The organism is Paenibacillus sp. UASWS1643 (assembly GCF_008693195.1).
Lineage (GTDB): Bacteria > Bacillota > Bacilli > Paenibacillales > Paenibacillaceae > Paenibacillus > Paenibacillus amylolyticus_B.
Window position 1 is genome coordinate 40,228 of the sequence record NZ_VXKZ01000088.1, and the last position, 23,282, is coordinate 63,509.

The following is a 23,282-nucleotide window of genomic DNA, read 5'->3' on the forward strand; positions in this document are numbered from 1 at the left end:
CGGATGCATAATAGCTACGTTTGAAGGGAGGATCTCCACATGGGTCGCAGTTTGAAAAAAGGGCCATTCATTGATGGCTACATGCTCAAAAAGGTAGAAGAGATGGAAGCTTCAGGTAAGAAGAATGTAATCAAAACCTGGTCCCGTCGTTCTACAATTTTCCCACAATTCATCGGACACACATTTGGCGTTTACGATGGTCGTAAACACGTGCCAGTGTATGTAACTGAGGACATGGTCGGACACAAACTGGGTGAGTTCGCTCCAACCCGTACGTACAAAGGCCATACTGATGATGATAAGAAAACAAGAAGATAAATGAACATCTTTAATGTTTGAGAGGAGGTTACACAATGGAAGCAAAAGCACATGCTAAGTTTATCCGGATTGCTCCTCGTAAAGTTCAACTCGTTGTTGACTTGATTCGCGGCAAGCAAGTAGGTGAGGCGGTTGCCATTCTCCGTCACACTCCGAAATCCGCTTCTCCAATCGTTGAGAAGTTGCTTAACTCCGCTATTGCGAATGCGGAACATAACTATTCTTTGGATGTTAACAACTTGGTTATCTCGCAAGCTTACGTGAACCAAGGACCGACAATGAAACGTTTCCGCCCTCGTGCAATGGGACGTGCAAGTCGTATTAACAAACGTACTAGCCACATTACTTTGGTGGTATCTGAGAAGTAGAAGGAGGGGAAATGTGTGGGCCAAAAGGTAAATCCAGTCGGACTCCGTGTCGGAATTATCCGTGACTGGGAATCTAAGTGGTATGCAGGCAAAGACTTCGGTGATCTTTTGATGGAAGACGTGAGAATTCGTGAATTCCTGAAAAATAAATTGAAAGACTCCGCTTTATCTCGTGTAGAAATTGAGAGAGCGGCTAACCGCGTAAACGTAACGATTCACACTGCTAAACCAGGTATGGTTATTGGTAAGGGTGGTTCGGAAGTTGAAAATCTTCGTAATCAAATTACGAAAATTGCTGGCGGTAAAAAAGTACACATCAACATTTCTGAAATTAAGAACCAAGACTTGGATGCTGTTCTTGTAGCTGAAAGCATTGCACAACAATTGGAACGTCGTGTTTCTTTCCGTCGTGCTCTGAAACAAGCAATTCAAAGAACTATGCGCTCCGGTGCTAAAGGTATCAAAACTCAAGTAGGCGGACGTCTTGGCGGCGCTGAGATCGCACGTTCTGAAGGCTACAGCGAAGGAACTGTTCCACTGCACACACTGCGTGCTGACATTGACTATGGTACAGCAGAGGCTCATACTACTTACGGACGTATCGGCGTAAAAGTATGGATCTATCGTGGAGAGGTTCTTCCTACGGCTAAGAAACAAGCTGCTAAGGAAGGAGGCAACTAATCATGTTGGTACCAAAACGTGTAAAACACCGTAAGCAACAACGTGGACATATGAAAGGCCAAGCTAAAGGCGGAACGACTCTGAACTTTGGCGAATACGGTCTGCAAGCTACGGAACCGGCTTGGATTACGAACCGTCAGATCGAAGCGGCTCGTATTGCGATGACTCGTTACATCAAACGTGGTGGTAAAGTTTGGATCAAAATTTTCCCAGACAAACCAATCACTCAAAAGCCTCTCGAGGTTCGGATGGGTAGCGGTAAAGGTAACGTAGAAAAATGGGTTGCAGTAGTGAAACCAGGTAAGATCATGTTTGAACTTGCTGGTGTACCGGAGGAAATTGCACGCGAAGCAATGCGTCTTGCCGCTCACAAACTGCCAATCAAAACGAAGTTCGTGAAACGTGAAGAATTGGGTGGTGAAGCAAATGAAAGCTAGTGAATTTCGCAACCTAACCTCTGCTGAAATCGAGCAAAAGATTGCCGGATTTAAAGAAGAACTCTTTAACCTCCGCTTTCAATTAGCTACCGGTCAGCTGGATAACCCGACTCGCATCCGTGATGTGCGGAAAGAAATAGCTCGTGCTAAAACCATTATCCGTGAGAGAGAATTGGGAATCGGTTAATTAGGGATAGGATGGACAATCCGTCCGTAATCAGGAAGGAGGCCAACAATGAGCGAAGAACGTAACGCACGTAAAGTGCAAACTGGTAAAGTGGTCAGCGATAAAATGGACAAAACAATTGTTGTTGCTGTAGAAACTTACAAAAAACACAACTTGTACCATAAACGCATTAAGGTTACTAAAAAATTCAAAGCACATGACGAAGAAAACACTGCGAAAATCGGTGACACGGTGAAAATCATGGAGACTCGTCCGCTTTCGAAAGATAAACGCTGGAGACTTACTGAAATCGTAGAAAAAGCGGTTATCATCTAATGCTCAGCAGCACTGCTGAAAGGAGGAATACTAAATGATTCAACCATTTACACGTTTGACTGTGGCTGACAACTCCGGTGCGAAGGAACTGATGTGTATCCGCGTACTCGGCGGTACGGGACGTCGTACAGCTCAAATCGGTGATCTGATCGTTTGTTCTGTTAAACAAGCAACACCAGGCGGCGTTGTCAAAAAAGGTGATGTAGTTAGAGCGGTTGTCGTTCGTACGAAACGTTCTGTACGTCGTAAAGACGGTTCCTACATCGGTTTTGATGAAAATGCAGCGGTTGTTGTAAAAGACGACAGAAGCCCACGTGGAACACGTATTTTCGGACCAGTTGCTCGCGAACTTCGCGATAAAGACTTCATGAAAATCGTTTCCTTGGCTCCAGAAGTTATCTAAAGCTTAATCTCGTGATGTTAGAAACAGGAGGTGTACGAAATGCCAAGAGTGAAAAAAGTTCTGGAATCCCATAACAATAAACTTCACGTTAAGAAGGAAGATACGGTTATGGTGATCAGCGGTAAAGACAAAGGTAAAAAAGGCCGTGTCATCGCTGCTTATCCTCGTGAGAACCGCGTCCTTGTGGAAGGTGTTAACATGGTGAAAAAACACCAGAAGCCTAACCAGCAAAATCCGCAAGGCGGCATTATCGAGAAGGAAGCTCCGATTCACGTTTCCAACGTAATGCACATCGATCCGAAGAGCGGAAAAGTAACCCGTGTAGGTTACAAAGTTTTGGATAACGGAAAGAAAGTGCGCGTTGCTAAACGTTCCGGAGAAATTATCGACTAATTGAACCGAATGAGAAAGGAGGGCTATGATTCATGGCATCAAGAATGAAAGAACGTTACCTGCAAGAAATCGCTCCTGCTTTGATGCAGAAGTTTAACTATACAACGGTAATGCAAGTGCCGAAAATCGAGAAAATCGTTATCAACATGGGTGTGGGCGACGCTGTCCAAAACTCCAAAGTGTTGGATTCCGCAGTAAGCGATTTGCAACTGATCGCAGGTCAAAAACCTGTAATCACTCGTGCTAAAAAATCTATCGCAGGATTCAAACTGCGTGAGAATATGCCTATCGGTGTTAAAGTAACATTGCGCGGCGAGCGTATGTACTTCTTCCTCGATAAACTGTTCAACGTTACGCTTCCTCGTGTCCGCGACTTCCGCGGTGTATCGAGCAAAGCTTTCGACGGACGTGGTAACTACACACTGGGTCTGAAAGAACAACTGATCTTCCCAGAGATCGAGTATGATAAAGTTGATAAAGTCCGCGGTATGGATATTGTCATCGTAACAACGGCGAAAACAGACGAAGAGTCCCGCGAATTGCTCACGCAAATGGGAATGCCTTTCGTTAAGTAATGTTGGCATAACGTTTCCGGGTGTCTGGAAAGACTCCCTTTTCTCCGAAATTATTTAGGAGGTGTCAGGCTAAGTGGCAAAAACTTCGATGAAAGTTAAACAACAACGTACACCTAAGTTTAAAGTACGTGCATATACACGCTGTGAGCGTTGCGGACGTCCACATTCGGTCCTGCAAAAGTTCAAAATTTGCAGAATTTGTTTCCGTGAATTAGCTTATAAAGGCCAGATCCCTGGCGTGAAAAAAGCAAGCTGGTAAAAAGTCCTGAACGGGAAGGAGGTTAACTCACAATGACTATGTCTGATCCAATTGCAGATATGCTTACTCGTATTCGTAACGCGAACACTGTTCGTCACGAAACGGTAGAAATGCCTGCTTCGACAATGAAAAAACAAATCGCCGATATCCTGAAGCGTGAAGGTTTCATCCGTGACGCTGAAGTTATCGATGATAACAAACAAGGGATTATCCGTGTTTTCCTGAAATACGGTCAAAATAACGAGCGCGTTATCACTGGTCTGAAAAGAATCAGTAAACCTGGTCTTCGTGTTTACACGAAAAGCAACGAAGTACCTCGTGTACTTGGTGGCCTGGGAATCGCGATCATCTCGACATCTAAAGGTATCATGACGGACAAAGAAGCTCGTCAATCGAAATCCGGCGGAGAAGTCGTTTGCTACGTTTGGTAATATAACGTCACAAGATAGGAGGTGCAACATATGTCTCGTATTGGTCGCAAACCAATCACAGTACCAAGTGGTGTAGACATCACCCTGGACAACACCGTTATTACGGTAAAAGGACCAAAAGGAACTTTGACTCGTGAGCTTCATAAAGACATGAAGGTTACAGTTGAAAATAACGAAATCACAGTTGTGCGTCCTTCCGATAACAAAACTCACCGTTCTTTGCACGGCACAACGCGTAGCGTTGTAAACAATATGGTGAGCGGCGTTACTGAAGGATTCGCGAAATCTCTGGAATTGGTTGGGGTCGGATATCGTGCAAGCAAATCCGGAGATAAAATCGTTCTAAACGTTGGTTACTCTCACCCGGTTGAAATTACACCGGAAGCGGGAATTGAATTCGAAGTACCTTCGAATACAAAAATCATCGTTCGCGGAATTGACAAAGAGCGTGTAGGTGCTTACGCTGCTAAAATCCGTTCCGTACGTGAACCTGAGCCGTACAAAGGTAAAGGTATTAAATATGAAGGCGAGCGTATCATCCGTAAGGAAGGTAAAGCCGGTAAGAAGAAATAAGATTTCTCTTACCGCCTTTGCGCGGCTTTCGGCTTGCTTGCTTCGTGTGTTTCTAATATACCCCGTGGCTTCTGCTTTGAAGCCAGCGAGGTAACCTGAAAGGAGTGAATCTTTGAGATGATTACGAAACCAGATAAAAATAAGGCTCGTCTGAAAAGACACCTTCGTGTTCGTAAGAAAATCCAAGGAACGGCAGCACGTCCTCGTTTGAACGTATTCCGTTCTGGTAAACATATGTATGCTCAAATCATCGATGATGTTGCTGGTGTAACAATCGCTTCTGCGTCTACTGTAGACAAAGAATTGAGCACTGACATCAAAAATGGTGCATCCGTTGAATCAGCTCGTAAAGTTGGCGAACTCGTTGCTAAACGTGCTAAAGATAAAGGTGTTTCCAACATCGTATTTGACCGTAGCGGTTATCTGTACCATGGTCGTATCGCAGCATTGGCTGAAGCGGCTCGTGAAGCAGGACTTGAGTTTTAAGATATTTTTCAAAAGGAGGTTAACGACTTGCGTGTAGATCCGAATACTTTGGAACTGACTGAAAGAGTTGTAAATATTAATCGCGTAGCTAAAGTAGTAAAAGGCGGACGCCGTTTCAGCTTTAGCGCACTGGTTGTAGTCGGCGACGGCAACGGCTGGGTTGGAGCTGGTATCGGTAAAGCGGGCGAAGTACCTGATGCAATTCGCAAAGGTATTGAAGACGCTAAGAAAAACCTTGTACACGTTCCACTCGTAGGAACATCGATTCCTCACTTGGTAACAGGTAAGTTCGGCGCAGGACGCGTGCTGTTGAAACCAGCATCTGAAGGTACTGGTGTTATCGCTGGTGGTCCTGTACGTGCGGTTCTCGAACTTGCTGGTGTAGGTGACATTTTGACAAAATCTCTGGGTTCTTCGAATTCCATGAACATGGTCAATGCGACTTTGGAAGGTTTGTCCCGTTTGAAGCGTGCTGAAGACGTGGCTAAACTGCGCGGAAAATCCGTCGAAGAGCTTCTGGGTTAAGGAGGGAATTCTCATGGCTAAATTAGAAATTACCCTCGTCCGCAGCTTGATCGGACGTCCGGAGACGCAAAGAACAACTGTGAAAACATTGGGTTTGCGCAAAATCAATAGCAAAGTGGTACAAAACGATAATCCTGCCATCCGTGGTATGATTAACAAAGTAAGCCACTTGGTTGCTGTTAAAGAAGTAGAAGCTTAATAACGGGTTAATCCCACAAATCTTTAAGGAGGTGCAACGAACGATGAAGTTACATGAGCTTTCACCATCTCCTGGATCCCGCAAAGAACGCAAACGTGTTGGTCGCGGTCCAAGTAGTGGTACAGGTAAAACATCAGGTCGCGGTCACAAAGGACAAAATTCTCGTTCTGGCGGTGGAGTACGTCCAGGCTTCGAAGGTGGACAAAATCCATTGTATCGTCGCTTGCCAAAACGTGGTTTTGTAAACCCAACTCGCAAAGAATATGCAGTTGTGAATACTGAAGACCTGAACAGTTTTGCTGCGGGTACTGAAGTAACTCCAGAATTCTTGATGACGAACGGCGTAGTTAAAAACGCTAAATCCGGAATCAAAATCCTGGGTAACGGTGATGTCACTGTGAAGCTGACTGTTAAAGCTAACAAGTTTTCTCAATCTGCTATTGAGAAAATTGAAGCTGCCGGCGGTACAACTGAGGTGATTTAATGTTCAAGACCCTAAAGAATATCTGGCGGGTTGAAGATCTGCGCAAAAGGGTATTATTTACCCTTTTTGTACTGATCATTTACCGCATCGGCTCCTTTGTCCCCGTGCCGGGAGTTAACAAAGATGTGTTCGAAGCGACAAATTCTGCGGGTAAAGAAGTTTTTGGACTTCTCAATACGTTCTCGGGTGGAGCGCTCTTCCAGTTCTCGATATTTGCGCTCGGGATCGTGCCTTACATCACTGCGTCTATCATAGTACAGTTGCTTTCCATGGACGTTATTCCTAAATTAGCGGAGTGGGCAAAGCAAGGTGAACAAGGTAAGAAGAAATCTGCACAGTTGACCCGTTATTTAACCATCGGGCTGGCATTGATTCAAGCGTTTGGTACGTCGATCGGATTCAACCGCTTGTACAATACAGAGATGGTGCCTAATGCTACATTTGCAGATTATATCTTGATCGCGATTGTACTTACGGCCGGTACTTCATTCCTGATGTGGCTTGGTGAGCAGATCACCGAGAAGGGCATAGGAAACGGAATTTCGATCTTGATCTTTGCCGGTATCCTATCTACGGTACCTAACATTATCAAACAAACGATCGAATCTGACTTCATTCAACCTGACCAACTGTTTATGAATATTCTTAAAGGTGTTATCATCGCAATTGTTATTGTGTTGATCATCATAGGGGTCATTTATATTCAGCAGGCGATTCGGAAAATTCCGGTACAGTACGCTAAACGTGTCGTAGGTAACAAAATGTACGGTGGACAGAATACACATATCCCGCTGAAAATTAATGCAGCAGGTGTTATCCCTGTCATCTTTGCATCATCGCTGTTGATGTTCCCAACGATCATCGCCAACTTCTGGGCAGATCGCCTCTGGGCACAGTGGATCGGACAGAACCTGACTACACACAAACCTCTGGGTATGCTGCTGTATGTCGTGATGATCTTCGGTTTCACATTCTTCTATACTTTCGTACAGATGAATCCACAGCAGATGGCTGATAATATGAAAAAGAACGGCGGTTACATCCCAGGCATTCGCCCGGGTAAAGCAACCGAGAAATATCTGACCCGTGTCATGACTCGTTTGACAATGGCCGGAGCCATCTTCTTGGCAGTCATTTCCGTTCTGCCTGTATTCTTAGGGGCACTTTCTGGTTTGCCTCAATCTGCGCAAATTGGAGGAACATCCCTCCTGATCGTTATCGGTGTTGCGCTGGATACGATGAAGCAAATCGAAAGCCAATTGATCAAACGCCACTACAAAGGTTTTATCAATAAATAGGCAATAGGTACCGGTCGAGTGAAGATTTACTTGCCGGCACCTATTGTGCTGTTTGTTGATGTAGGGTAGTCTTGGAGGGAGTGACATAACGTGAACATCCTATTCATGGGCCCTCCGGGGGCAGGAAAAGGAACGCAAGCAGACGTCATCGTGAAAGAGTTCGGTATTCCCCATATTTCAACAGGCGATGCATTTCGTCTCGCGATCAAACAGGGAACTCCCATTGGCATGAAAGCCAAGGAATATATGGATCAAGGATTGCTTGTACCAGATGATGTAACCATTGGCATCGTTGAAGAACGTTTGCAGCAGCCTGACTGCAGAGAAGGTTTCCTCTTGGACGGATTTCCAAGAACCCTTTCGCAAGCAGAAGCGCTCGATGGCATTCTGGATCGATTGAACTCAGGTCTCGATCATGTAATCAACCTGAAAGTGGATCGCAACAAATTGCTGGCTCGTTTGACGGGTCGTCGAATTTGTAAAAACTGTGGTTCCACTTATCATGTGGTATTCAATCCGCCTAAGCAGGAAGGTATTTGTGATAAATGCGCTGGTGAGTTGTATCAACGCTCTGATGATAATGAAGAGAGTGTAGGTACACGACTGGACGAGTATATCAACAAAACAGCACCACTCCTCACGTTCTATGAGACTAAAGGTCTTCTTCGTCAAATGAACGGAGAACAGGATATCGATCAAGTTTCTCAAGAAATCGTGTCCTTACTGAGAGGTTAATTGATGATCATTGGTAAGTCCGAAACGGAACTGGGCTTGATGAGGGAAGCAGGGAGAATTGTTGCGGAAACGCATCGTCTCTTGGCAGAGCATATCGCTCCCGGTATTACGACTGGAGAACTTGACCATATGGCCGATCAATATATCCGCAGTCAAGGAGCTGTGCCGTCTTTCAAAGGTTATAACGGTTTCCCTGCCAGTGTGTGCGCTTCAGTCAATGAAGAGTTGGTACATGGATTTCCCGGCAAACGCAAGTTGAACGAGGGCGATATCGTTACGTTTGACATTGGCGCGCAGTACCAGGGGTATCATGGAGATTCCGCCTGGACTTATCCGGTCGGCCGTATTTCCGAAGAAGCCCGTCGTCTTCTGGACGTTACCGAGGCTTCGTTATACGCAGGTCTGGCGCTGGTAAAACCGGACGTTCGCTTGTTTACAATATCTCATGCGATTCAGAAATATATTGAAGATGAAGGGTTCTCCGTAGTTCGTGAATATGTCGGTCACGGCATAGGAGCAGATCTGCACGAAGAACCACAGATTCCGAACTATGGTCTTCCCAATCGGGGACCACGGCTTAAAGCGGGCATGGTGCTGGCCATAGAGCCGATGGTTAACGTAGGTAGACGGTATGTGAAAACGTTGGAAGATAACTGGACTGTCGTCACGGTTGATGGAAAGTTATGTGCCCACTTTGAACACACCGTAGCAGTTACACCAGATGGTATGGAAATTTTCACGAAACTGAATGCGTAGGTGATGAGGCATGAACAGTCAGTCTAATCCGCAGCTCGGTCAACTTGTGAAGATCCGTAAAGGCCGCAATGCGGACCAAGCCGCAGTAATTGTTGCTATAGCGGACAGTAAGTTCGTATATATTGCGGATGGAGACAAACGTAAGTTTGATCAACCAAAGAAGAAGAATCTTCTTCATCTTGAACTCCAGCCCATGATTAGCAGCGAGGTTGTGAACAGTTTAAACGAGAGTGGTCGGGTGACAAATGGAAAGCTCCGTTACGCGGTTCATTCATTTCTGGAATCCACCAACATTCAAGCTGAAGAGAAAGGAGACTGACTAATGGCTAAGGAAGATGTCATTGAAGTGGAAGGTACGGTTCTCGAACCGCTACCGAATGCAACATTCAAGGTTGAGCTTGAGAACGGTCATCAAATTCTCGCTCACGTTTCCGGAAAACTGCGGATGCACTTTATCCGTATCCTGACTGGAGACAAAGTAGTTGTTCAGTTGTCGCCTTATGATTTAACAAAAGGTCGCATAACTTACCGTAAATAGTAGTAGACAGTTGCAATGAACTGTGAAGCTTATGTAGCGGGTTTTGCCCGGCAAAACTTGCGAAAGCTTCGAAGCCGGTTTTACAATAGTAGAACAAGGTCAATGCTTACGAAGAGGGTTTTGCTTAGCAAAACTTTGAGGAGGTAATTCACATGAAGGTAAGACCTTCGGTCAAGCCGATTTGCGAAAAATGCAAAGTCATTCGCCGCAAAGGGAATGTTATGGTTATCTGTGAAAATCCGAAACACAAACAAAAACAAGGTTAAAGAAGGGGGTGTAGCGTAAAATGGCACGTATAGCTGGTGTGGATTTGCCACGTGATAAGCGCGTTGAGATCGCCTTGACTTATATTTTCGGAATCGGTAAAACGACTTCCCAGAAAATTCTGAGCACAACAGGCATCAATCCGGACACTCGTGTTCGTGATTTGACGGAAGATGAAGTCAGCAAATTGCGTGAAAGTATCGATAAAGAGGTCAAAGTAGAAGGTGACCTGCGTCGAGAAATCTCTTTGAATATTAAACGTTTGACGGAGATCGGTTGTTACCGTGGAGTTCGTCATCGTCGTGGTCTGCCTGTTCGTGGACAACGTACGAAAACGAATGCTCGTACTCGTAAAGGTCCTCGTCGTACAGTAGCGAACAAGAAGAAATAATAAGGGGGGATAAGAGAAAATGGCTAAACCGAAAAAAGTCGTACGTACTAAACGTCGTGACCGTAAGAATATTGAATCTGGCGTGGCGCATATCCGTTCCACTTTCAATAACACTATCGTTACTATTACGGATCCTCACGGAAATGCAATTTCGTGGGCAAGCTCCGGCGGCCTCGGATTCAGAGGTTCCCGTAAATCGACTCCGTTTGCTGCACAAATGGCTGCTGAGACTGCTGCCAAAGCTGCAATGGAACATGGGATGAAAGCCGTTGAGGTTATGGTTAAAGGACCAGGCGCAGGCCGTGAAGCAGCGATCCGCTCTTTGCAAGCTGCTGGTCTTGAAGTTAACCTGATCAAAGACGTAACTCCAGTCCCGCATAACGGATGCCGTCCTCCAAAACGTCGTCGTGTCTAATGAGATTTGCCCCTGCGTGTGGTATATTTCCGGCACAATCTGCTAATAATGGTTGTTTAGGCATACTACTACATGTTTTCGCAAGAGAAGGTAAATGTTTCATAGAGGACCGACGTTTTGAAGGAGGGGTATTGCAGTGATTGAAATCGAAAAGCCGAAAATTGAGACGGTAGACGTCAACGATGATGGCACCTATGGGAAATTCGTAGTAGAACCGCTTGAGCGCGGATACGGTACGACGCTTGGAAACTCGCTTCGCCGAATCTTGCTCTCGTCACTGCCGGGTGCGGCAGTGTCTTCGGTTCAAATCGATGGCGTTCTGCATGAATTTGCTACAGTTCCTGGCGTAATGGAAGATGTAACGGAGGTTATTCTTAACCTGAAAGCTTTGTCGCTTAAGATTCATTCGGATGAGGAGAAAGTGCTCGAGATTGATGCTGAAGGCGAAGGAGCAATTACGGCTGGAGATATCCGTGCTGACTCCGATGTGGAAATCCTTAACCCGGATTTGCACATTGCTACGCTCGGACCAGGTTCGAGACTTCACATGCGTATTTTTGCCAATCGCGGTCGCGGCTACGTCCAGGCAGATCGGAATAAACGCGATGACCAGCCGATCGGCGTCATCCCAGTCGATTCCATCTTCACCCCGATCAGTCGCGTTAACTACGCTGTGGAAAATACGCGTGTCGGTCAAGTGACCAACTATGACAAGCTCACGTTGGAAGTTTGGACTGATGGAAGTATTCGTCCTGAAGAGGCTGTAAGCCTCGGCGCTAAAATTTTGACTGAGCATTTGATGCTCTTCGTGGGTCTTACAGACGAAGCGAAAGATGCAGAGATCATGGTCGAAAAAGAAGAAGATAAAAAAGAAAAAGTACTCGAAATGACGATCGAAGAGCTGGATCTCTCTGTTCGTTCCTACAACTGCCTCAAACGTGCCGGTATTAATACCGTGCAAGAGCTGACTACGAAAACGGAAGAAGACATGATGAAAGTCCGTAACCTCGGACGCAAGTCTTTGGAAGAAGTTCAAGAGAAGCTTGAGGAACTTGGTTTGGGACTCCGTACAGAAGAATAGACAGCCGAGTGCTTGAAGTGAAGGAGGGAAAACAATGGCATACCAAAAGTTGGGCCGTAATTCCAGCGCACGTAAAGCTTTGTTCCGTGACCTGGTAACCGACCTGTTCTTATACGAACGCATTCAGACAACTGAAGCGAAAGCAAAAGAGGTTCGCTCTATTGCTGAAAAACTGATCACTAAAGCGAAAAAGGGAGATCTTCATGCCCGTCGCCAAGTGGCAGCTTATGTTCGCCGCGAAACTATCGATGGTGAGCAAGATGCAATCCAAAAACTGTTTAGCGAATTGTCCGGTCGTTACGCTGAGCGTCCAGGTGGATACACTCGTATCTTGAAACTGGGACCTCGTCGTGGTGACGCAGCGCCAATGGTTTACTTGGAACTGGTAGACCGCGCGTAAAACAGATGAGATGAGGAAAGGGGACAGAATCAACGATTCTGGATTAACCCTTTTTTTCTCTTCATTTCGGAATTCGTGCTGTAATAGAAGCTCCGTAAGGGGCTTCTTTTGCTGTTCGGGATAGGGATATGTATAGTATGGAACAAAGGTGTGGTATTAATGCGGAACTTATGTATGACGTTAACTTATGATGGCACTGCCTATTACGGCTTCCAAGTACAGCCGGGTGGGAATACCATTCAGGATCATCTTGAAGATGCGATTCGTGCTTTAACCGGTGAGAAGGTTAAAATTACAGGTTCAGGCCGAACAGATGCAGGTGTTCACGCTCGCAGACAGATCTTCAATTTTCCTACGGAGTCCCAGATCCCGATTGAACGTTGGTGTATTGCGCTCAACTCCAGACTGCCATCCGATATTGTCGTTATTGATGCGATTGAAGTTTCGGCTGATTTTCATTCTCGCTATGCAGCGAAAAAGAAAACGTATCGTTATACAGTCAATGCGAATCAATTTCCGGATGTATTCAACAGAAGACTGCAGTATCATCATCATGCGAAGCTTGATATTATGGCAATGCAGGAGGGCTTACGACATTTCATAGGGACGTATGATTTTACCTCTTTTGCTTCACGCAAGTCTCAGAAAGAGAATCATGTCCGTTCGGTATACGAAGCATGGATGGAAGTGGACCGATCAATGTGCAGAGACCATCCGCGCGATCAGGGTGTCATTCACATTTATGTGAGTGGTAACGGCTTTTTGCAGCATATGGTTCGTATCATTGTAGGGACACTGCTGGAGATCGGAGAGGGCAAACGGAAAGCCTCTGATGTACCAAATATGATTGCTGCATGTAATCGATCTGCTGCAGGACCTACTGCAGTTAGCTGCGGTTTAATGCTCTGGGATCTTGAATACAAAAAAGATTAAATTTGGTGAGTGAAAAGCTTAATTAACACTTGCGATTTAACCGCCTATCATGTAATATAAAAGTTGTGTTTTCTTAATGGCTTTCCCACAGCCCCAATTAAGAGGTTCACATCAAATTTACAATCCATCAACACCTAAAGTTATAACTTAACGAACGAAGATAAATGAAAATGATGATTTTGAACATTTTAAGGAGGAACTTTTCATGCGTACTACGTACATGGCGAAGCCTAACGAAGTTGAGCGCCAATGGCACATCATTGATGCTGAAGGCAAAACCCTCGGACGTTTGGCGAGCGAAGCAGCAGCTTTGATTCGCGGCAAACACAAGCCACAATTCACTCCACATGTGGACACTGGCGATTTCGTTGTTATCATCAATGCTGAGAAAATCGTATTGACTGGTAAGAAAATGCAAGGTAAAAAATACTACCGTCACTCAATGCACCCAGGTGGTTTGAAAGTAACTACAGCTGAAGAGATGGTTAAAAACAAACCTGAGCGTATGTTGGAATTGGCTGTTCGCGGTATGCTTCCTAAAACTCGCATGGGCGAGAAAATGAAGTTGAGACTTAAAGCGTACAGAGGCACTGAGCATCCACATGCAGCACAAAAACCAGAAGTTTACGAACTTCGCGGTTAATTAAAAGGAGGACAGTTTCATGGCACAAGTACAATACTATGGGACAGGTCGTCGTAAACATTCGGTAGCACGTGTTCGCCTTGTACCGGGTGAAGGACGCATTGTCATCAATAAACGTGATATTAATGAATACTTCGGTTTGGAAACACTCAAACTGATCGTAAAACAACCACTGAACTTGACAGAAACGCTCAACAACTATGACGTTCTTGTTATTGCTCATGGTGGCGGAATCTCCGGTCAAGCCGGCGCAATCCGTCATGGTATCTCCCGCGCTCTGCTCAAAGCAGATCCGGAATACCGTGCATCCCTGAAAAAAGCAGGATTCCTGACTCGTGACCCACGTATGAAAGAGCGTAAAAAATACGGTCTTAAAGCGGCTCGTCGCGCACCTCAGTTCTCCAAACGTTAATATTAAAAGCCTTTGGCCTCGGTCAAAGGCTTTTTTATATATTCATGACTATTCCGCAATAATTATTTTAGTTTGTGCAATAGCTCTCTTATCTCTGATGTCTCTCCTCATGCTTGTGAATTTTCCTTCATTGCCTTTTCTGTGCCCTCATAATGTCCCTCACTACGTTCCTATAATATGTACGTTAATACATCTCATCTTACTGAACCTCTCCAATCGTTTTAGCTCATTGGATTTGTTCTTATTCTCTTACCCATCGCTCACCACACATTCTATAACAACTCCTTATAAAATCATCTGTTAGAACTCACTCAAGATTTCTTGAATGCACTTTGCTTACTGTTTTTGCACTTAATTCTTTATTGCAAACCTTATCAGTATTTCTTATGGAAACGATAAAAGTCCCTTACATATCAACCGCTAAAATTCGCAGTGCTGCTCCCATTAAATCTTCTGCTTTTCGTCCTTCACTTTCAATCGACCAGTGATTTTTGGATACTCTTCTTGGCGACAAGAACTGTCCAAACCCAACGGCAGCAAAGGTTTCCCAGGCTAAGATATGTATTTTCACCTTCCTAATGACCTGGGCCAACATCATTGTTTTTATCTCATTAACAGAGGAATGGATAAATTGAACCAAAATATTGTGTGAGAGCGACGATAAAAAATGATCAAAAACTGATTTATTTTACCATATGGCAGGCATTGACATCCCCAATGAAAGATTTATACTAAACATAATTCATATTAGATTAGTCGGCTTTAGGATGTATTGAATTGCAGAATGGGGGAAATTCACAGATGAACTTGTTGGAGAAAGAAGAATTGGCACGGACGAAGGCAGAGGAACTGGAACATGCCAGTCCAGAGGATATTATTCGGTATGCTATTGAAACATTCCCAAATATCACTTTTGCATGTAGCTTTGGTGCAGAAGATGTTGTACTTGTAGATATGTTGCAGAAGATTAGCCCATCCACAGATATTTTTTATCTGGATACAGATTTTCACTTTAAAGAAACATACGAAACACGTGATAAGATGCAGGAGAACTACAACCTTGAATTTGTACGCGTGTCACCTAAGATTACTCCGGAAGAGCAGGCAGCTCAACACGGTGAAGAGTTGTGGAAGTCTGATCCCAATGGGTGCTGTAACATTCGCAAAGTCGAACCGTTAACACGTATTCTTTCTCAGTATGATGCATGGATTACAGGTATCCGTAGAGATCAAGCACCAACTCGTGCAAACTCAAAGAAGGTTGAATATGATTCCAAATTTGGCCTGATGAAATTTAATCCGATTGCTCACTGGACGACTGAGGATGTATGGCAATATATTCGTGACAATAACGTTGTATATAACCCTCTTCATGATCAGAACTACCCAAGTATTGGTTGTGAGCATTGCACACGTCAGGTTATGCCTGGTGAGGACCCTCGTGCTGGACGCTGGTCTGGTAATGATAAAACGGAATGTGGCCTTCATAAATAATAAATATACAAGGAGCTGACAAGATGACATCGATTCTGCCTCATGGAGGTACGTTGGTTCAACGTATCGTACAAGGAGAAGAACGGGAGCAATTGTTGCAAGAAAGTAAAAACTTATCCTCTTTGCGTATTAATACCTGGACAATATCAGATTTGGATCTAATTGGTGTAGGTGCGTTCTCACCACTCGAAGGTTTCTTGAATGAGGAAGATTACCTTTCGGTGGTGTCTCGCATGCGTCTCGCCGATGGAACAGTCTGGAGTATACCAATCACACTTGCTGTTGACGATAAACAAGCCGCATCCCTCCAGATTGGTGAACGTGTGAAACTTGTTGGTGATCAAGATGGAGTCACGTATGGACTGCTCGAAGTCCAAAGTATATACCAAGCCGATCAGGGTGAAGAAGCTCGGCGTGTATTCAAAACAGATGATCCCGAGCACCCGGGTGTTAAAAAACTGTTGGAGCGTCCTGCAACATACGTAGGAGGTCCAATCCAAGTGTTGAACCGTCCAAAACCTACGAAATTCGAAGAATTCTATTATGATCCTGCAGATACCCGGAAGATTTTTCAGGAGAAGGGTTGGAAGACGGTAGTTGGTTTTCAAACACGTAATCCTGTCCATCGGGCACATGAGTACATCCAGAAGAGCGCTATGGAGATTGTAGACGCACTCTTCCTGAATCCGCTTGTTGGAGAGACGAAGTCGGACGATGTTCCCGCAGATGTTCGGATGAAGAGTTATCTGGTATTACTGGAGAACTATTACCCGGCTGATCGTGCGTTTCTTGGTGTGTTCCCCGCAGCCATGCGGTATGCCGGTCCACGTGAAGCTATTTTTCATGCGATGGTTCGCAAAAATTACGGGTGTACCCACTTTATTGTTGGTCGTGACCATGCGGGTGTTGGTGATTATTATGGAACATATGAAGCACAGGAGATCTTTACTAACTTTACAGCAGAGGAACTGGGGATTACTCCGTTGTTCTTCGAACATAGTTTCTTCTGTACCAAATGTGGAAACATGGCATCCAGTAAAACTTGCCCACATGATAAAGAACATCATATGGCGCTTTCCGGCACCAAAGTACGCGGGTTGCTCCGTGACGGCCAGTGCCCTCCACCTGAATTTACACGTCCTGAGGTAGCTGAGGTGCTGATTGAAGGAATGGCGGAGCAAGTCCGGTCCTAGCGGTATATTTGTCCATCTTGTCCCATATAGATGATTAGAGTCATTTATAGGGACGAGGTGGTTTTTTTATGCGTAAAAATATGGGGAAACACTTTGTAGTCTGGGTTAGGCTAAAAACAATCAAAAGGGTCATGCTGAGTCTCTGTCTGCTGGCCATGTTAGTGGCGGTAATGTCCTATGAACTGCCGTCCGCTAAGACTTCAGGTTATTGGAGTTTGCCGATGGCGGGTAAAGTCATTGCCATTGATGCAGGGCACGGAGGTCCAGATGGAGGAGCGGTAAGTAAACAGGGGGTTATTGAAAAAGATATCAACCTGTCTATCGCCCTGTATGTGAGAGATTATTTGCAACAGGCAGGGGCCTTAGTGGTGATGACACGAGAAATAGACACTGATTTGGCGGAATCGGACACTAAGGGGTACTCCAAACGCAAGACGGAAGATCTGAAACAAAGAGTACGGCGGATAGAGGATAAGCAAGCAGATCTCTTTATTAGCATTCATATGAACAGTGTCCCTTCCAACCGATGGAGTGGAGCTCAGGTTTTCTATACAACTAACCATCCGGATAACGAAGGTTTGGCTAATCTACTTCAACAAGAGATGGTTCGTAATCTGGAGAATACAGATCGAATCGCCAAAACGGTGAATACGGTTTATCTGTTACAGGCTCTGAAGATCCCTTCAGCGCTGGTAGAAGTGGGTTTCCTTTCTCATCCGGAAGAGGCACGTATGCTTGCCGACGAAGCTTATCAGCGCAAGGTAGCTGCTTCAATCTATAATGGAATTCTCAGATATTCCTCAGGAGAACGGCCTAAAAGTTAGTCAGAACAAGAAAGGTAATGATATAATTGGATTAGCATACCTAATTACATGCCAATAGATAAAGCTGAGGTGCTGTCTGATGTTATCAAAAGAACAGATACTTGAACTATTACAGCCATTACAAGAACCGCAATTGGGAGTAAGTCTGACCGAACTGGAATGGGTTCGAGATATTATGGTGAAAGAAAATCATGTGGCTCTGACCATAGTGACACTGGAAAATCGACCTGAGGATACAACAGCCTTGAGTGATGCAGCGCGTAATCTGTTGTCCCAGCACGGACTGAAGGATGTACATATTCGTGTGCGTGCAGCTTCTGAGCATGATCGTGAGAGCTTGAATATGGGACAACCCGATGATGAGCCAGATCGGGACGAAGTGCTCGTAAAAGGTCACGCAGCGGGTTTAGATGGACATGAGTTGTTAAGTCCAGAGTCGGGTGTTCGTTTTATTGCTGTGGCCAGTGGTAAAGGTGGCGTTGGTAAATCAACGGTAACCGTTAATCTCGCTGTAGCATTGGCACGTCAAGGCAAGAAAGTGGGCTTGATTGATGCGGATATCTATGGTTTCAGTGTACCCGACATGATGGGGATTGAAGAATATCCGGTCGTTGAAGATGGCGTTATTCAACCGGTTGAACGTTTTGGCGTCAAAGTTATGTCGATGGGCTTCTTTATTCGGGAGAATAATCCGGTAATCTGGCGTGGACCCATGCTAGGTCGGATGCTGCGTCAATTCTTTACGGATGTCCAGTGGGGCGAATTGGATTATATATTACTGGATTTGCCGCCAGGTACGGGAGATGTTGCTTTGGATGTGCATCAGATGTTGCCACAGAGCAAGGAAATCATCGTTACCACTCCGCATGCAACAGCAGCTTTTGTCGCAGCACGTGCGGGTGCGATGGCCATTCAGACCGATCATGAGTTACTTGGTGTGGTTGAGAACATGGCTTACTATGAGTGTGGCAGTTGCGGAGAGAAGGATTATGTCTTTGGTCGTGGAGGCGGGGGAAGACTTGCGGAAAGTCTGCATACAAGCTTGCTTGCCCAGATTCCTTTAGGCACGCCGGATAATCATCCTTCCGAGCCTGATTTCTCACCTTCGGTTTACAAAGCAGATTCCCGTATAGGGGCTATCTACGATGAAGTTGCCCGCTCCATTGAATCCAAATTCTAATGGTATGAGTGTTATAAATACAAATAAAGCCTGCGTCCATTCGGATGCAGGCTTTTCAGTTTCTGTAATATACCAACATCTACTGTTTATGAACCTCCACCGCCGCCAGAATCTCCACTTCCACCATCTCCGCCATCACTACCACCTTCGCCCTGACCGTCTTGCTGTCCGCCTTGCTCTTCCCCTTGTTTTCCGCCACTTTCCACTTTCGGTTGCAATTCGTCCTGTACTACCTTCTTGAGCAAAGTGAGTACTTCCATGCGGAACAACGGGTTTTGCATCACTTCCTGCATGACAGTCATCGTCTGTTTACGATAATCCGGAGTCTTCGTCATATCCATGAACATCTTGGATACCTCAGGTGACTTCATGATGTCTTCAACAGACTTTTGATATGTTGGATCTTTAATCAATTGCATATGAAGCTGTTTACTTTGTGCGTTGATCACTTTGGCAAATTCACCCGCAAACTGCGGATCGGTCATGATCTTTTCGAATTCCTTTTTGTATTCGGGAGCTGTAATGGTATCTTTTACTGCAATACGTATTTGTTCCGAAGATTGCACAGGCATTAACATTTTCATACCAATGGATCCCGAAGCGCCACCCGAACCGCCGCCTTCTTCAGAACCGCTGCTTCCGCTGGATGAGCTTTGACCTGTAAGAGCTTCCTCCACCGCTTTCTTGCCTTCGTCACTTTTCAAAATATCTACAACCATTGTTTTCATCTCTTTATAACTGCCCTGAGGAGGCGAAGAACTCTGATCTGAACCGCAGCCGGCAAGCATGACGGATAGCCCCAGTACGACACAGCATAGCTGCCACAAAGGCCGTTTCATGTGTACAATCCCTCCTTGATTAGATACTGGATGTAGTATGTGATGGGAAAGGGGGAAATATGTTGAGCAATGATGGTTTTTTGCTGAGAAGGTTGGTAAAATAAACACTCGGGGGTGGAAAACTTTTGAATTTACGTAAATGGTTTTTCCTGTTTTGGACAGCCTTGCTTATTGGGGCCGCGGGAGCATTGGGTACAGGATTGATTATGATGCTGGTGAACGGGGAGAAAACAAATGGATTGAATGATTTTCTTCTGTATCTTTTGATCCTATTTGGATCAGGGGTTATGATCAGCGTGTATTCGCAAATGGGTTTCTTTGCATATCTGATATTGAATTATATGGGTAAAGGTGTATTTCCAAAGCGCGGTTGGCAGATCGTGCAGATTGTACTAACGGTGTTAGCCCTGCTTGACGTGATGTTTTTACGTCTGTTTGTCGGGGGAGACCGGGAGCGCATATCGGATATTGTGTTAGGTATCATTATTTTGGCAGCTGCAATTGTTACCGCTTACGTTAAAGTAAAGCTGACTCATATCTCCGCGCTTGTACCCACACTCTTTTTCATGATTGCCGTCACCATAGTGGAGACGATCGGCGTATTACGTATTGATGTGAATGCTGCAACCATATTTATTGTGGTTCCCTTGCTCTTATGTAATGCATACCAAATGCTGATATTGCACAGGCTGGTGGATGTATCTACGAACCGGAGTGTAAGTGGAAAGGCAGAACAGTTGAAAGAAAGCCGAGCATAGAATTCATTTTGCATAAAAAACATACCAAAAAGAGCTAACCTGGTTAGCTCTTTTCAACTTTTATACTCGTATTCGAGCTGTAGCCCAAGCAATCTACCAATTATTGACCGCTGGCTTGATCACGAACTTCCTTACCTTCTACACTGGAATGGTTAAGCAACTCAGACACGGTTACGAATTCATAGCCCTGGTTTTTTAATTTGTCGATAATGACAGGGAGTGCCTCATGCGTTTGTTTAGAAGAATCGCTTGCATGCAGCAGTACGATGTCCCCTGGATGTGCCTTGCTTACTACGCGATCAACAATCGTCTGTACACCCGGGTTTTTCCAATCCAAGGAGTCGGTATCCCACTGCACAACCTGATAATTCAGACTATTGGCTACCTGAAGCACACGCTTGTCAAAGTCCCCGTTGGGCAGTCGTATTAATTTCGGTTCTTTTCCCGTTAAATCGGTTAAAATGCTATGAGCTGTCGAAATTTCTTTGCGTATTTCTTCTTCGGTCAGGCTGCTGTAGTTTTCATGTCTGTGACCATGGCTGCCAATTTCATATCCTGCCTCTTTGATGGCAGTAACAATTTCGGGGTGTGTCTTGCTCCAGGGGGAGGAAAGGAAAAAGGTTGCCTTCTGCACTTTATTCTCCTGAAGAACTTTCAGAATCGGCTCTGTCCGTTTATCTCCCCAGCTAATGTCAAAGGTAAGTGCGATTACCTTCTTCTCGGTTGGAACGCTGTAGACGGCTGATGGTGCTTCCTCCGAGAATACGGAGACATTGCCACTCTCCAGATAAATAATACCGATCGCAAAGATGGCAGCAACGAGGACAATCAGGTACCGTTTAATCTTTTTGCCGCTAAATACATAGAACGAGTTCATTTCAATAAGCGCCCCTCTCCCATAAGAAATGCTTGTTTACTCTCCAATGTATGCTCGTACTCCCCAGTTATTCGTAACGGAACCTTGTTTGTCCATCATTTTAGATTCTACAGGAGGTTATTATGTTAAAATTCAGTACATTTCTTAGAGATCTTGGTTCCATCCGCAGTGCATTAATCTGGTCCGTAGTTTTATTTGCTGTTGGTATAGGGGCAGGATGGGTGAGTACAGGGCCACTGGAAGAATTATTGTTGAACCAAATCGGAGGATTACGTGAAGTCAGTGAACGGCTGGAGCAGGGGGGCAATGTGCAATGGAACTTCTTCCTGTTTATCTTTTTCAATAATGCCATCAAAAGTGTACTTGTCATATATGCCGGTATATTCTTCGGAATTCTGCCTCTCATCTTCCTGATTATCAATGGGATGGTCCTTGGATTTGTGGTGCACACCACGATGAATTATGGAGCAAGCTTCTATGATATTGTGGTTAAAGGTTTACTTCCGCATGGCATTATTGAGATTCCGGTCATTATCATTGCTTGCGCCTTCGGACTGAAATTTGGTGGTTTGGTTATCAAAAGCCTTACGCAACTTGGAAGTGACAAGCGAAATACGATGGGTACCCGGTGGAGAGCATTCATGAATAGGACGTTAACGGCATCCTTCTGGGTTGTCATCTTGCTTCTTGTTGCAGCAATCATCGAAAGCACACTTACGTATACTCTGGTGAGAGGATAAAATTTTGTGCTGGTTGGCATTCATAAATTTTCAGAAAGTTGACCATAACAATAAAACGGGTTCCAGCAGCACCCACAAAAGCGAATGCACGGGTGTTGCATGAAACTTGTGTAAGTGTGATAAAGAGGCTATGCACAAAAAGGAGAACTCTAATGCTGGGTATGTTGTTTAACGAGAAGGAATGCAAGGAACTAGACTATGTGCTGCGTAAAGAATTAGATGAAATGCTGTTCGATCTGAGTGATAATCGTCTTGACCAAGAGATCAAATATGCTATCGCGAGCCGATATAAGACTGTGTTCCGCATGTATGCACGCTTTGCCCCGCCAAAAGAGTTGTCCAAGTATGCAAGAGGTGGGAAGCTGAAAAAGTCGAAGCCATAATGCTGAAGTTGGTCATATATTCGATTTACAGTAGTGGAAGTGAGGTGCGGCTCTTAATAGCGGGTGCTGTACCTCTGAACCATGAGAATGTGAAATTGTTAAGGGGATCATACTTTTTGTCGAAAAAGGGTTGACCTTTCTAATTTCATATGGTAAATTAATTTTCGTTCCTTTTTTAGGAGCGGTTCACCGAAACAAGCATGAAAATAAAGCGATTGAAAATAATCGAAAAAATAATGCTTGCAAAGAGAACTTCAACATGATATATTATAAAAGTCGCCGCTGAAACGACGGCAACATGAGAAACAGCACTAAATTGAATGTTTGATCTTTGAAAACTGAACAACGAGTGAGTAAACATTCTGCTTGCAGAATGAACGCAAAAGTTGGAGACAAGCCTTGGCTTGAATCGGCTGAAGCACAAATGAGATGTTTAATCTCGTCAGATTCAAAATGAGCTTATCGCTCTTTTCAATACTTTATTGGAGAGTTTG

Annotated in this window: 39 protein-coding genes; 36 read left to right on the plus strand and 3 right to left on the minus strand. The window is 44.8% G+C overall.

Annotation, left to right across the window (positions count from 1 at the left end):
• Window positions 1-39 precede the first annotated feature (39 nt).
• The 29 genes from rpsS to rpsI all read left to right on the plus strand — a co-directional run bounded on the left by rpsS (window position 40) and on the right by rpsI (window position 14,500).
• A complete protein-coding gene (rpsS, locus tag FE296_RS02255) occupies window positions 40-318 on the plus strand; it encodes a 30S ribosomal protein S19 (protein WP_062836183.1) in 279 nt (92 codons plus the stop codon).
• Between the two features lie 35 nt (window positions 319-353).
• The gene (rplV, locus tag FE296_RS02260) at window positions 354-686 is read left to right on the plus strand and encodes a 50S ribosomal protein L22 (protein ID WP_024633583.1); all 333 of its coding nucleotides are present in this window, start codon (window positions 354-356) and stop codon (window positions 684-686) included.
• Window positions 687-701: 15 nt separating this feature from the next.
• On the plus strand, window positions 702-1,367 hold the full coding sequence (rpsC, locus tag FE296_RS02265; protein WP_076216858.1) for a 30S ribosomal protein S3: 666 nt from the start codon (window positions 702-704) through the stop codon (window positions 1,365-1,367).
• A gap of 2 nt (window positions 1,368-1,369) precedes the next feature.
• Window positions 1,370-1,804, plus strand: a complete 435-nt coding sequence (gene rplP / locus FE296_RS02270) for a 50S ribosomal protein L16 (RefSeq protein ID WP_017692082.1) — start codon at window positions 1,370-1,372, stop codon at window positions 1,802-1,804.
• Window positions 1,794-1,991: a 50S ribosomal protein L29 gene (gene rpmC, locus FE296_RS02275; protein ID WP_017692083.1), complete on the plus strand. Its 198-nt coding sequence runs from the start codon at window positions 1,794-1,796 to the stop codon at window positions 1,989-1,991. The genes rplP and rpmC overlap by 11 nt, the downstream gene beginning before the upstream one ends.
• Window positions 1,992-2,039: 48 nt before the next feature.
• Window positions 2,040-2,306, plus strand: coding sequence for a 30S ribosomal protein S17 (gene rpsQ, locus FE296_RS02280; protein WP_017692084.1), 267 nt, complete (start codon window positions 2,040-2,042; stop codon window positions 2,304-2,306).
• A gap of 34 nt (window positions 2,307-2,340) precedes the next feature.
• Window positions 2,341-2,709, plus strand: a complete 369-nt coding sequence (gene rplN, locus FE296_RS02285) for a 50S ribosomal protein L14 (protein ID WP_017692085.1) — start codon at window positions 2,341-2,343, stop codon at window positions 2,707-2,709.
• A gap of 39 nt (window positions 2,710-2,748) precedes the next feature.
• Window positions 2,749-3,102: a 50S ribosomal protein L24 gene (rplX, locus tag FE296_RS02290; protein WP_017692086.1), complete on the plus strand. Its 354-nt coding sequence runs from the start codon at window positions 2,749-2,751 to the stop codon at window positions 3,100-3,102.
• Window positions 3,103-3,134: 32 nt separating this feature from the next.
• Window positions 3,135-3,677: a 50S ribosomal protein L5 gene (rplE, locus tag FE296_RS02295; RefSeq protein WP_062836185.1), complete on the plus strand. Its 543-nt coding sequence runs from the start codon at window positions 3,135-3,137 to the stop codon at window positions 3,675-3,677.
• A 73-nt stretch (window positions 3,678-3,750) separates the two neighbouring features.
• Window positions 3,751-3,936 carry a type Z 30S ribosomal protein S14 gene (locus FE296_RS02300; protein ID WP_013312154.1) on the plus strand — a complete coding sequence of 62 codons (186 nt, stop codon included), beginning with the start codon at window positions 3,751-3,753 and terminating at the stop codon, window positions 3,934-3,936.
• A 32-nt stretch (window positions 3,937-3,968) separates the two neighbouring features.
• Window positions 3,969-4,367, plus strand: a complete 399-nt coding sequence (gene rpsH / locus FE296_RS02305) for a 30S ribosomal protein S8 (RefSeq protein ID WP_017692088.1) — start codon at window positions 3,969-3,971, stop codon at window positions 4,365-4,367.
• A 30-nt stretch (window positions 4,368-4,397) separates the two neighbouring features.
• Window positions 4,398-4,940, plus strand: coding sequence for a 50S ribosomal protein L6 (rplF, locus tag FE296_RS02310; protein ID WP_017692089.1), 543 nt, complete (start codon window positions 4,398-4,400; stop codon window positions 4,938-4,940).
• A gap of 117 nt (window positions 4,941-5,057) precedes the next feature.
• Window positions 5,058-5,426, plus strand: a complete 369-nt coding sequence (gene rplR / locus FE296_RS02315) for a 50S ribosomal protein L18 (protein ID WP_017692090.1) — start codon at window positions 5,058-5,060, stop codon at window positions 5,424-5,426.
• Window positions 5,427-5,453: 27 nt separating this feature from the next.
• Window positions 5,454-5,951 (plus strand): 30S ribosomal protein S5, encoded by a 498-nt coding sequence (gene rpsE, locus FE296_RS02320; RefSeq protein WP_017692091.1) that lies wholly within the window; start codon window positions 5,454-5,456, stop codon window positions 5,949-5,951.
• 13 nt (window positions 5,952-5,964) lie between these two features.
• Entirely contained in the window at window positions 5,965-6,150 is a 186-nt protein-coding gene (rpmD, locus tag FE296_RS02325) for a 50S ribosomal protein L30 (RefSeq protein ID WP_017692092.1), read from the plus strand.
• Between the two features lie 43 nt (window positions 6,151-6,193).
• A complete protein-coding gene (rplO, locus tag FE296_RS02330; protein WP_091020538.1) occupies window positions 6,194-6,634 on the plus strand; it encodes a 50S ribosomal protein L15 in 441 nt (146 codons plus the stop codon).
• Window positions 6,634-7,932: a preprotein translocase subunit SecY gene (secY, locus tag FE296_RS02335; RefSeq protein WP_047841120.1), complete on the plus strand. Its 1,299-nt coding sequence runs from the start codon at window positions 6,634-6,636 to the stop codon at window positions 7,930-7,932. Before rplO ends, secY begins: the two co-directional genes overlap by 1 nt.
• Window positions 7,933-8,022: 90 nt before the next feature.
• The gene (locus FE296_RS02340; protein ID WP_036607188.1) at window positions 8,023-8,667 is read left to right on the plus strand and encodes an adenylate kinase; all 645 of its coding nucleotides are present in this window, start codon (window positions 8,023-8,025) and stop codon (window positions 8,665-8,667) included.
• A 3-nt stretch (window positions 8,668-8,670) separates the two neighbouring features.
• Window positions 8,671-9,423, plus strand: a complete 753-nt coding sequence (gene map, locus FE296_RS02345) for a type I methionyl aminopeptidase (protein ID WP_124118837.1) — start codon at window positions 8,671-8,673, stop codon at window positions 9,421-9,423.
• A 10-nt stretch (window positions 9,424-9,433) separates the two neighbouring features.
• Window positions 9,434-9,742 (plus strand): KOW domain-containing RNA-binding protein, encoded by a 309-nt coding sequence (locus tag FE296_RS02350; protein ID WP_091039171.1) that lies wholly within the window; start codon window positions 9,434-9,436, stop codon window positions 9,740-9,742.
• Between the two features lie 3 nt (window positions 9,743-9,745).
• Window positions 9,746-9,961, plus strand: coding sequence for a translation initiation factor IF-1 (infA, locus tag FE296_RS02355; protein WP_017692098.1), 216 nt, complete (start codon window positions 9,746-9,748; stop codon window positions 9,959-9,961).
• 152 nt (window positions 9,962-10,113) lie between these two features.
• The gene (rpmJ, locus tag FE296_RS02360; RefSeq protein WP_003333770.1) at window positions 10,114-10,227 is read left to right on the plus strand and encodes a 50S ribosomal protein L36; all 114 of its coding nucleotides are present in this window, start codon (window positions 10,114-10,116) and stop codon (window positions 10,225-10,227) included.
• Between the two features lie 20 nt (window positions 10,228-10,247).
• The gene (rpsM, locus tag FE296_RS02365) at window positions 10,248-10,616 is read left to right on the plus strand and encodes a 30S ribosomal protein S13 (protein WP_062329455.1); all 369 of its coding nucleotides are present in this window, start codon (window positions 10,248-10,250) and stop codon (window positions 10,614-10,616) included.
• Window positions 10,617-10,635: 19 nt separating this feature from the next.
• Window positions 10,636-11,031: a 30S ribosomal protein S11 gene (rpsK, locus tag FE296_RS02370; protein WP_017692100.1), complete on the plus strand. Its 396-nt coding sequence runs from the start codon at window positions 10,636-10,638 to the stop codon at window positions 11,029-11,031.
• A gap of 136 nt (window positions 11,032-11,167) precedes the next feature.
• The gene (locus FE296_RS02375; RefSeq protein ID WP_017692101.1) at window positions 11,168-12,112 is read left to right on the plus strand and encodes a DNA-directed RNA polymerase subunit alpha; all 945 of its coding nucleotides are present in this window, start codon (window positions 11,168-11,170) and stop codon (window positions 12,110-12,112) included.
• 34 nt (window positions 12,113-12,146) lie between these two features.
• Window positions 12,147-12,512, plus strand: a complete 366-nt coding sequence (gene rplQ, locus FE296_RS02380) for a 50S ribosomal protein L17 (RefSeq protein ID WP_017692102.1) — start codon at window positions 12,147-12,149, stop codon at window positions 12,510-12,512.
• Window positions 12,513-12,671: 159 nt separating this feature from the next.
• A complete protein-coding gene (gene truA, locus FE296_RS02385; RefSeq protein ID WP_076216861.1) occupies window positions 12,672-13,445 on the plus strand; it encodes a tRNA pseudouridine(38-40) synthase TruA in 774 nt (257 codons plus the stop codon).
• Window positions 13,446-13,650: 205 nt separating this feature from the next.
• Window positions 13,651-14,088, plus strand: a complete 438-nt coding sequence (gene rplM / locus FE296_RS02390) for a 50S ribosomal protein L13 (RefSeq protein WP_024633564.1) — start codon at window positions 13,651-13,653, stop codon at window positions 14,086-14,088.
• 19 nt (window positions 14,089-14,107) lie between these two features.
• The gene (gene rpsI, locus FE296_RS02395; RefSeq protein ID WP_017692105.1) at window positions 14,108-14,500 is read left to right on the plus strand and encodes a 30S ribosomal protein S9; all 393 of its coding nucleotides are present in this window, start codon (window positions 14,108-14,110) and stop codon (window positions 14,498-14,500) included.
• Window positions 14,501-14,906: 406 nt separating this feature from the next.
• Here rpsI and FE296_RS02400 read toward each other — a convergent pair whose 3' ends face one another.
• Complete coding sequence (locus FE296_RS02400; RefSeq protein WP_150364144.1) at window positions 14,907-15,098, minus strand: hypothetical protein; 192 nt, start codon at window positions 15,096-15,098, stop codon at window positions 14,907-14,909.
• A 203-nt stretch (window positions 15,099-15,301) separates the two neighbouring features.
• Between FE296_RS02400 and FE296_RS02405 the strand changes: the two genes are divergently transcribed.
• The 4 genes from FE296_RS02405 to FE296_RS02420 all read left to right on the plus strand — a co-directional run bounded on the left by FE296_RS02405 (window position 15,302) and on the right by FE296_RS02420 (window position 19,191).
• Window positions 15,302-15,994, plus strand: coding sequence for a phosphoadenylyl-sulfate reductase (locus tag FE296_RS02405; protein ID WP_124118836.1), 693 nt, complete (start codon window positions 15,302-15,304; stop codon window positions 15,992-15,994).
• Window positions 15,995-16,017: 23 nt separating this feature from the next.
• Window positions 16,018-17,187: a sulfate adenylyltransferase gene (gene sat, locus FE296_RS02410; protein WP_124118835.1), complete on the plus strand. Its 1,170-nt coding sequence runs from the start codon at window positions 16,018-16,020 to the stop codon at window positions 17,185-17,187.
• A gap of 68 nt (window positions 17,188-17,255) precedes the next feature.
• A complete protein-coding gene (gene cwlD / locus FE296_RS02415) occupies window positions 17,256-18,011 on the plus strand; it encodes an N-acetylmuramoyl-L-alanine amidase CwlD (protein ID WP_105602464.1) in 756 nt (251 codons plus the stop codon).
• Between the two features lie 79 nt (window positions 18,012-18,090).
• Complete coding sequence (locus FE296_RS02420; RefSeq protein WP_150364145.1) at window positions 18,091-19,191, plus strand: Mrp/NBP35 family ATP-binding protein; 1,101 nt, start codon at window positions 18,091-18,093, stop codon at window positions 19,189-19,191.
• 86 nt (window positions 19,192-19,277) lie between these two features.
• On the opposite strand, the gene gerD is transcribed toward FE296_RS02420, so the two are convergent.
• Window positions 19,278-20,030: a spore germination lipoprotein GerD gene (gerD, locus tag FE296_RS02425; protein WP_124118833.1), complete on the minus strand. Its 753-nt coding sequence runs from the start codon at window positions 20,028-20,030 to the stop codon at window positions 19,278-19,280.
• A gap of 125 nt (window positions 20,031-20,155) precedes the next feature.
• On the opposite strand from gerD, the gene FE296_RS02430 reads away from it, so the two are divergent.
• Window positions 20,156-20,788, plus strand: coding sequence for a KinB-signaling pathway activation protein (locus tag FE296_RS02430; protein WP_036607218.1), 633 nt, complete (start codon window positions 20,156-20,158; stop codon window positions 20,786-20,788).
• Between the two features lie 100 nt (window positions 20,789-20,888).
• Here the strand turns inward: FE296_RS02430 and pdaB are convergent, their stop codons facing one another.
• Entirely contained in the window at window positions 20,889-21,665 is a 777-nt protein-coding gene (gene pdaB, locus FE296_RS02435) for a polysaccharide deacetylase family sporulation protein PdaB (RefSeq protein WP_124118831.1), read from the minus strand.
• A 122-nt stretch (window positions 21,666-21,787) separates the two neighbouring features.
• On the opposite strand from pdaB, the gene FE296_RS02440 reads away from it, so the two are divergent.
• Together FE296_RS02440 and FE296_RS02445 are read left to right on the plus strand one after the other, a co-directional pair.
• Window positions 21,788-22,405, plus strand: a complete 618-nt coding sequence (locus FE296_RS02440) for a stage II sporulation protein M (RefSeq protein ID WP_150364146.1) — start codon at window positions 21,788-21,790, stop codon at window positions 22,403-22,405.
• A 152-nt stretch (window positions 22,406-22,557) separates the two neighbouring features.
• On the plus strand, window positions 22,558-22,788 hold the full coding sequence (locus FE296_RS02445) for a hypothetical protein (RefSeq protein WP_017692114.1): 231 nt from the start codon (window positions 22,558-22,560) through the stop codon (window positions 22,786-22,788).
• Window positions 22,789-23,282: the final 494 nt, after the last annotated feature.

Excerpts from the sequence above, each read along its gene's own strand:
- rpsS (WP_062836183.1), top strand. The coding sequence starts at position 40 with ATGGGTCGCAGTTTGAAAAAAGGGCCATTCATTGATGGCTACATGCTC.
- rplV (WP_024633583.1), top strand. The coding sequence starts at position 354 with ATGGAAGCAAAAGCACATGCTAAGTTTATCCGGATTGCTCCTCGTAAA.
- rplP (WP_017692082.1), top strand. The coding sequence starts at position 1,370 with ATGTTGGTACCAAAACGTGTAAAACACCGTAAGCAACAACGTGGACAT.
- rpmC (WP_017692083.1), top strand. The coding sequence starts at position 1,794 with ATGAAAGCTAGTGAATTTCGCAACCTAACCTCTGCTGAAATCGAGCAA.
- rpsQ (WP_017692084.1), top strand. The coding sequence starts at position 2,040 with ATGAGCGAAGAACGTAACGCACGTAAAGTGCAAACTGGTAAAGTGGTC.
- rplN (WP_017692085.1), top strand. The coding sequence starts at position 2,341 with ATGATTCAACCATTTACACGTTTGACTGTGGCTGACAACTCCGGTGCG.
- rplX (WP_017692086.1), top strand. The coding sequence starts at position 2,749 with ATGCCAAGAGTGAAAAAAGTTCTGGAATCCCATAACAATAAACTTCAC.
- rplE (WP_062836185.1), top strand. The coding sequence starts at position 3,135 with ATGGCATCAAGAATGAAAGAACGTTACCTGCAAGAAATCGCTCCTGCT.
- rpsH (WP_017692088.1), top strand. The coding sequence starts at position 3,969 with ATGACTATGTCTGATCCAATTGCAGATATGCTTACTCGTATTCGTAAC.
- rplF (WP_017692089.1), top strand. The coding sequence starts at position 4,398 with ATGTCTCGTATTGGTCGCAAACCAATCACAGTACCAAGTGGTGTAGAC.
- rplR (WP_017692090.1), top strand. The coding sequence starts at position 5,058 with ATGATTACGAAACCAGATAAAAATAAGGCTCGTCTGAAAAGACACCTT.
- rpmD (WP_017692092.1), top strand. The coding sequence starts at position 5,965 with ATGGCTAAATTAGAAATTACCCTCGTCCGCAGCTTGATCGGACGTCCG.
- rplO (WP_091020538.1), top strand. The coding sequence starts at position 6,194 with ATGAAGTTACATGAGCTTTCACCATCTCCTGGATCCCGCAAAGAACGC.
- secY (WP_047841120.1), top strand. The coding sequence starts at position 6,634 with ATGTTCAAGACCCTAAAGAATATCTGGCGGGTTGAAGATCTGCGCAAA.
- map (WP_124118837.1), top strand. The coding sequence starts at position 8,671 with ATGATCATTGGTAAGTCCGAAACGGAACTGGGCTTGATGAGGGAAGCA.
- FE296_RS02350 (WP_091039171.1), top strand. The coding sequence starts at position 9,434 with ATGAACAGTCAGTCTAATCCGCAGCTCGGTCAACTTGTGAAGATCCGT.
- infA (WP_017692098.1), top strand. The coding sequence starts at position 9,746 with ATGGCTAAGGAAGATGTCATTGAAGTGGAAGGTACGGTTCTCGAACCG.
- rpmJ (WP_003333770.1), top strand. The coding sequence starts at position 10,114 with ATGAAGGTAAGACCTTCGGTCAAGCCGATTTGCGAAAAATGCAAAGTC.
- rpsM (WP_062329455.1), top strand. The coding sequence starts at position 10,248 with ATGGCACGTATAGCTGGTGTGGATTTGCCACGTGATAAGCGCGTTGAG.
- rpsK (WP_017692100.1), top strand. The coding sequence starts at position 10,636 with ATGGCTAAACCGAAAAAAGTCGTACGTACTAAACGTCGTGACCGTAAG.
- rplQ (WP_017692102.1), top strand. The coding sequence starts at position 12,147 with ATGGCATACCAAAAGTTGGGCCGTAATTCCAGCGCACGTAAAGCTTTG.
- truA (WP_076216861.1), top strand. The coding sequence starts at position 12,672 with ATGCGGAACTTATGTATGACGTTAACTTATGATGGCACTGCCTATTAC.
- rplM (WP_024633564.1), top strand. The coding sequence starts at position 13,651 with ATGCGTACTACGTACATGGCGAAGCCTAACGAAGTTGAGCGCCAATGG.
- rpsI (WP_017692105.1), top strand. The coding sequence starts at position 14,108 with ATGGCACAAGTACAATACTATGGGACAGGTCGTCGTAAACATTCGGTA.
- FE296_RS02400 (WP_150364144.1), bottom strand. The coding sequence starts at position 15,098 with ATGATGTTGGCCCAGGTCATTAGGAAGGTGAAAATACATATCTTAGCC.
- FE296_RS02405 (WP_124118836.1), top strand. The coding sequence starts at position 15,302 with ATGAACTTGTTGGAGAAAGAAGAATTGGCACGGACGAAGGCAGAGGAA.
- sat (WP_124118835.1), top strand. The coding sequence starts at position 16,018 with ATGACATCGATTCTGCCTCATGGAGGTACGTTGGTTCAACGTATCGTA.
- cwlD (WP_105602464.1), top strand. The coding sequence starts at position 17,256 with ATGCGTAAAAATATGGGGAAACACTTTGTAGTCTGGGTTAGGCTAAAA.
- FE296_RS02420 (WP_150364145.1), top strand. The coding sequence starts at position 18,091 with ATGTTATCAAAAGAACAGATACTTGAACTATTACAGCCATTACAAGAA.
- gerD (WP_124118833.1), bottom strand. The coding sequence starts at position 20,030 with ATGAAACGGCCTTTGTGGCAGCTATGCTGTGTCGTACTGGGGCTATCC.
- pdaB (WP_124118831.1), bottom strand. The coding sequence starts at position 21,665 with ATGAACTCGTTCTATGTATTTAGCGGCAAAAAGATTAAACGGTACCTG.
- FE296_RS02440 (WP_150364146.1), top strand. The coding sequence starts at position 21,788 with ATGTTAAAATTCAGTACATTTCTTAGAGATCTTGGTTCCATCCGCAGT.
- FE296_RS02445 (WP_017692114.1), top strand. The coding sequence starts at position 22,558 with ATGCTGGGTATGTTGTTTAACGAGAAGGAATGCAAGGAACTAGACTAT.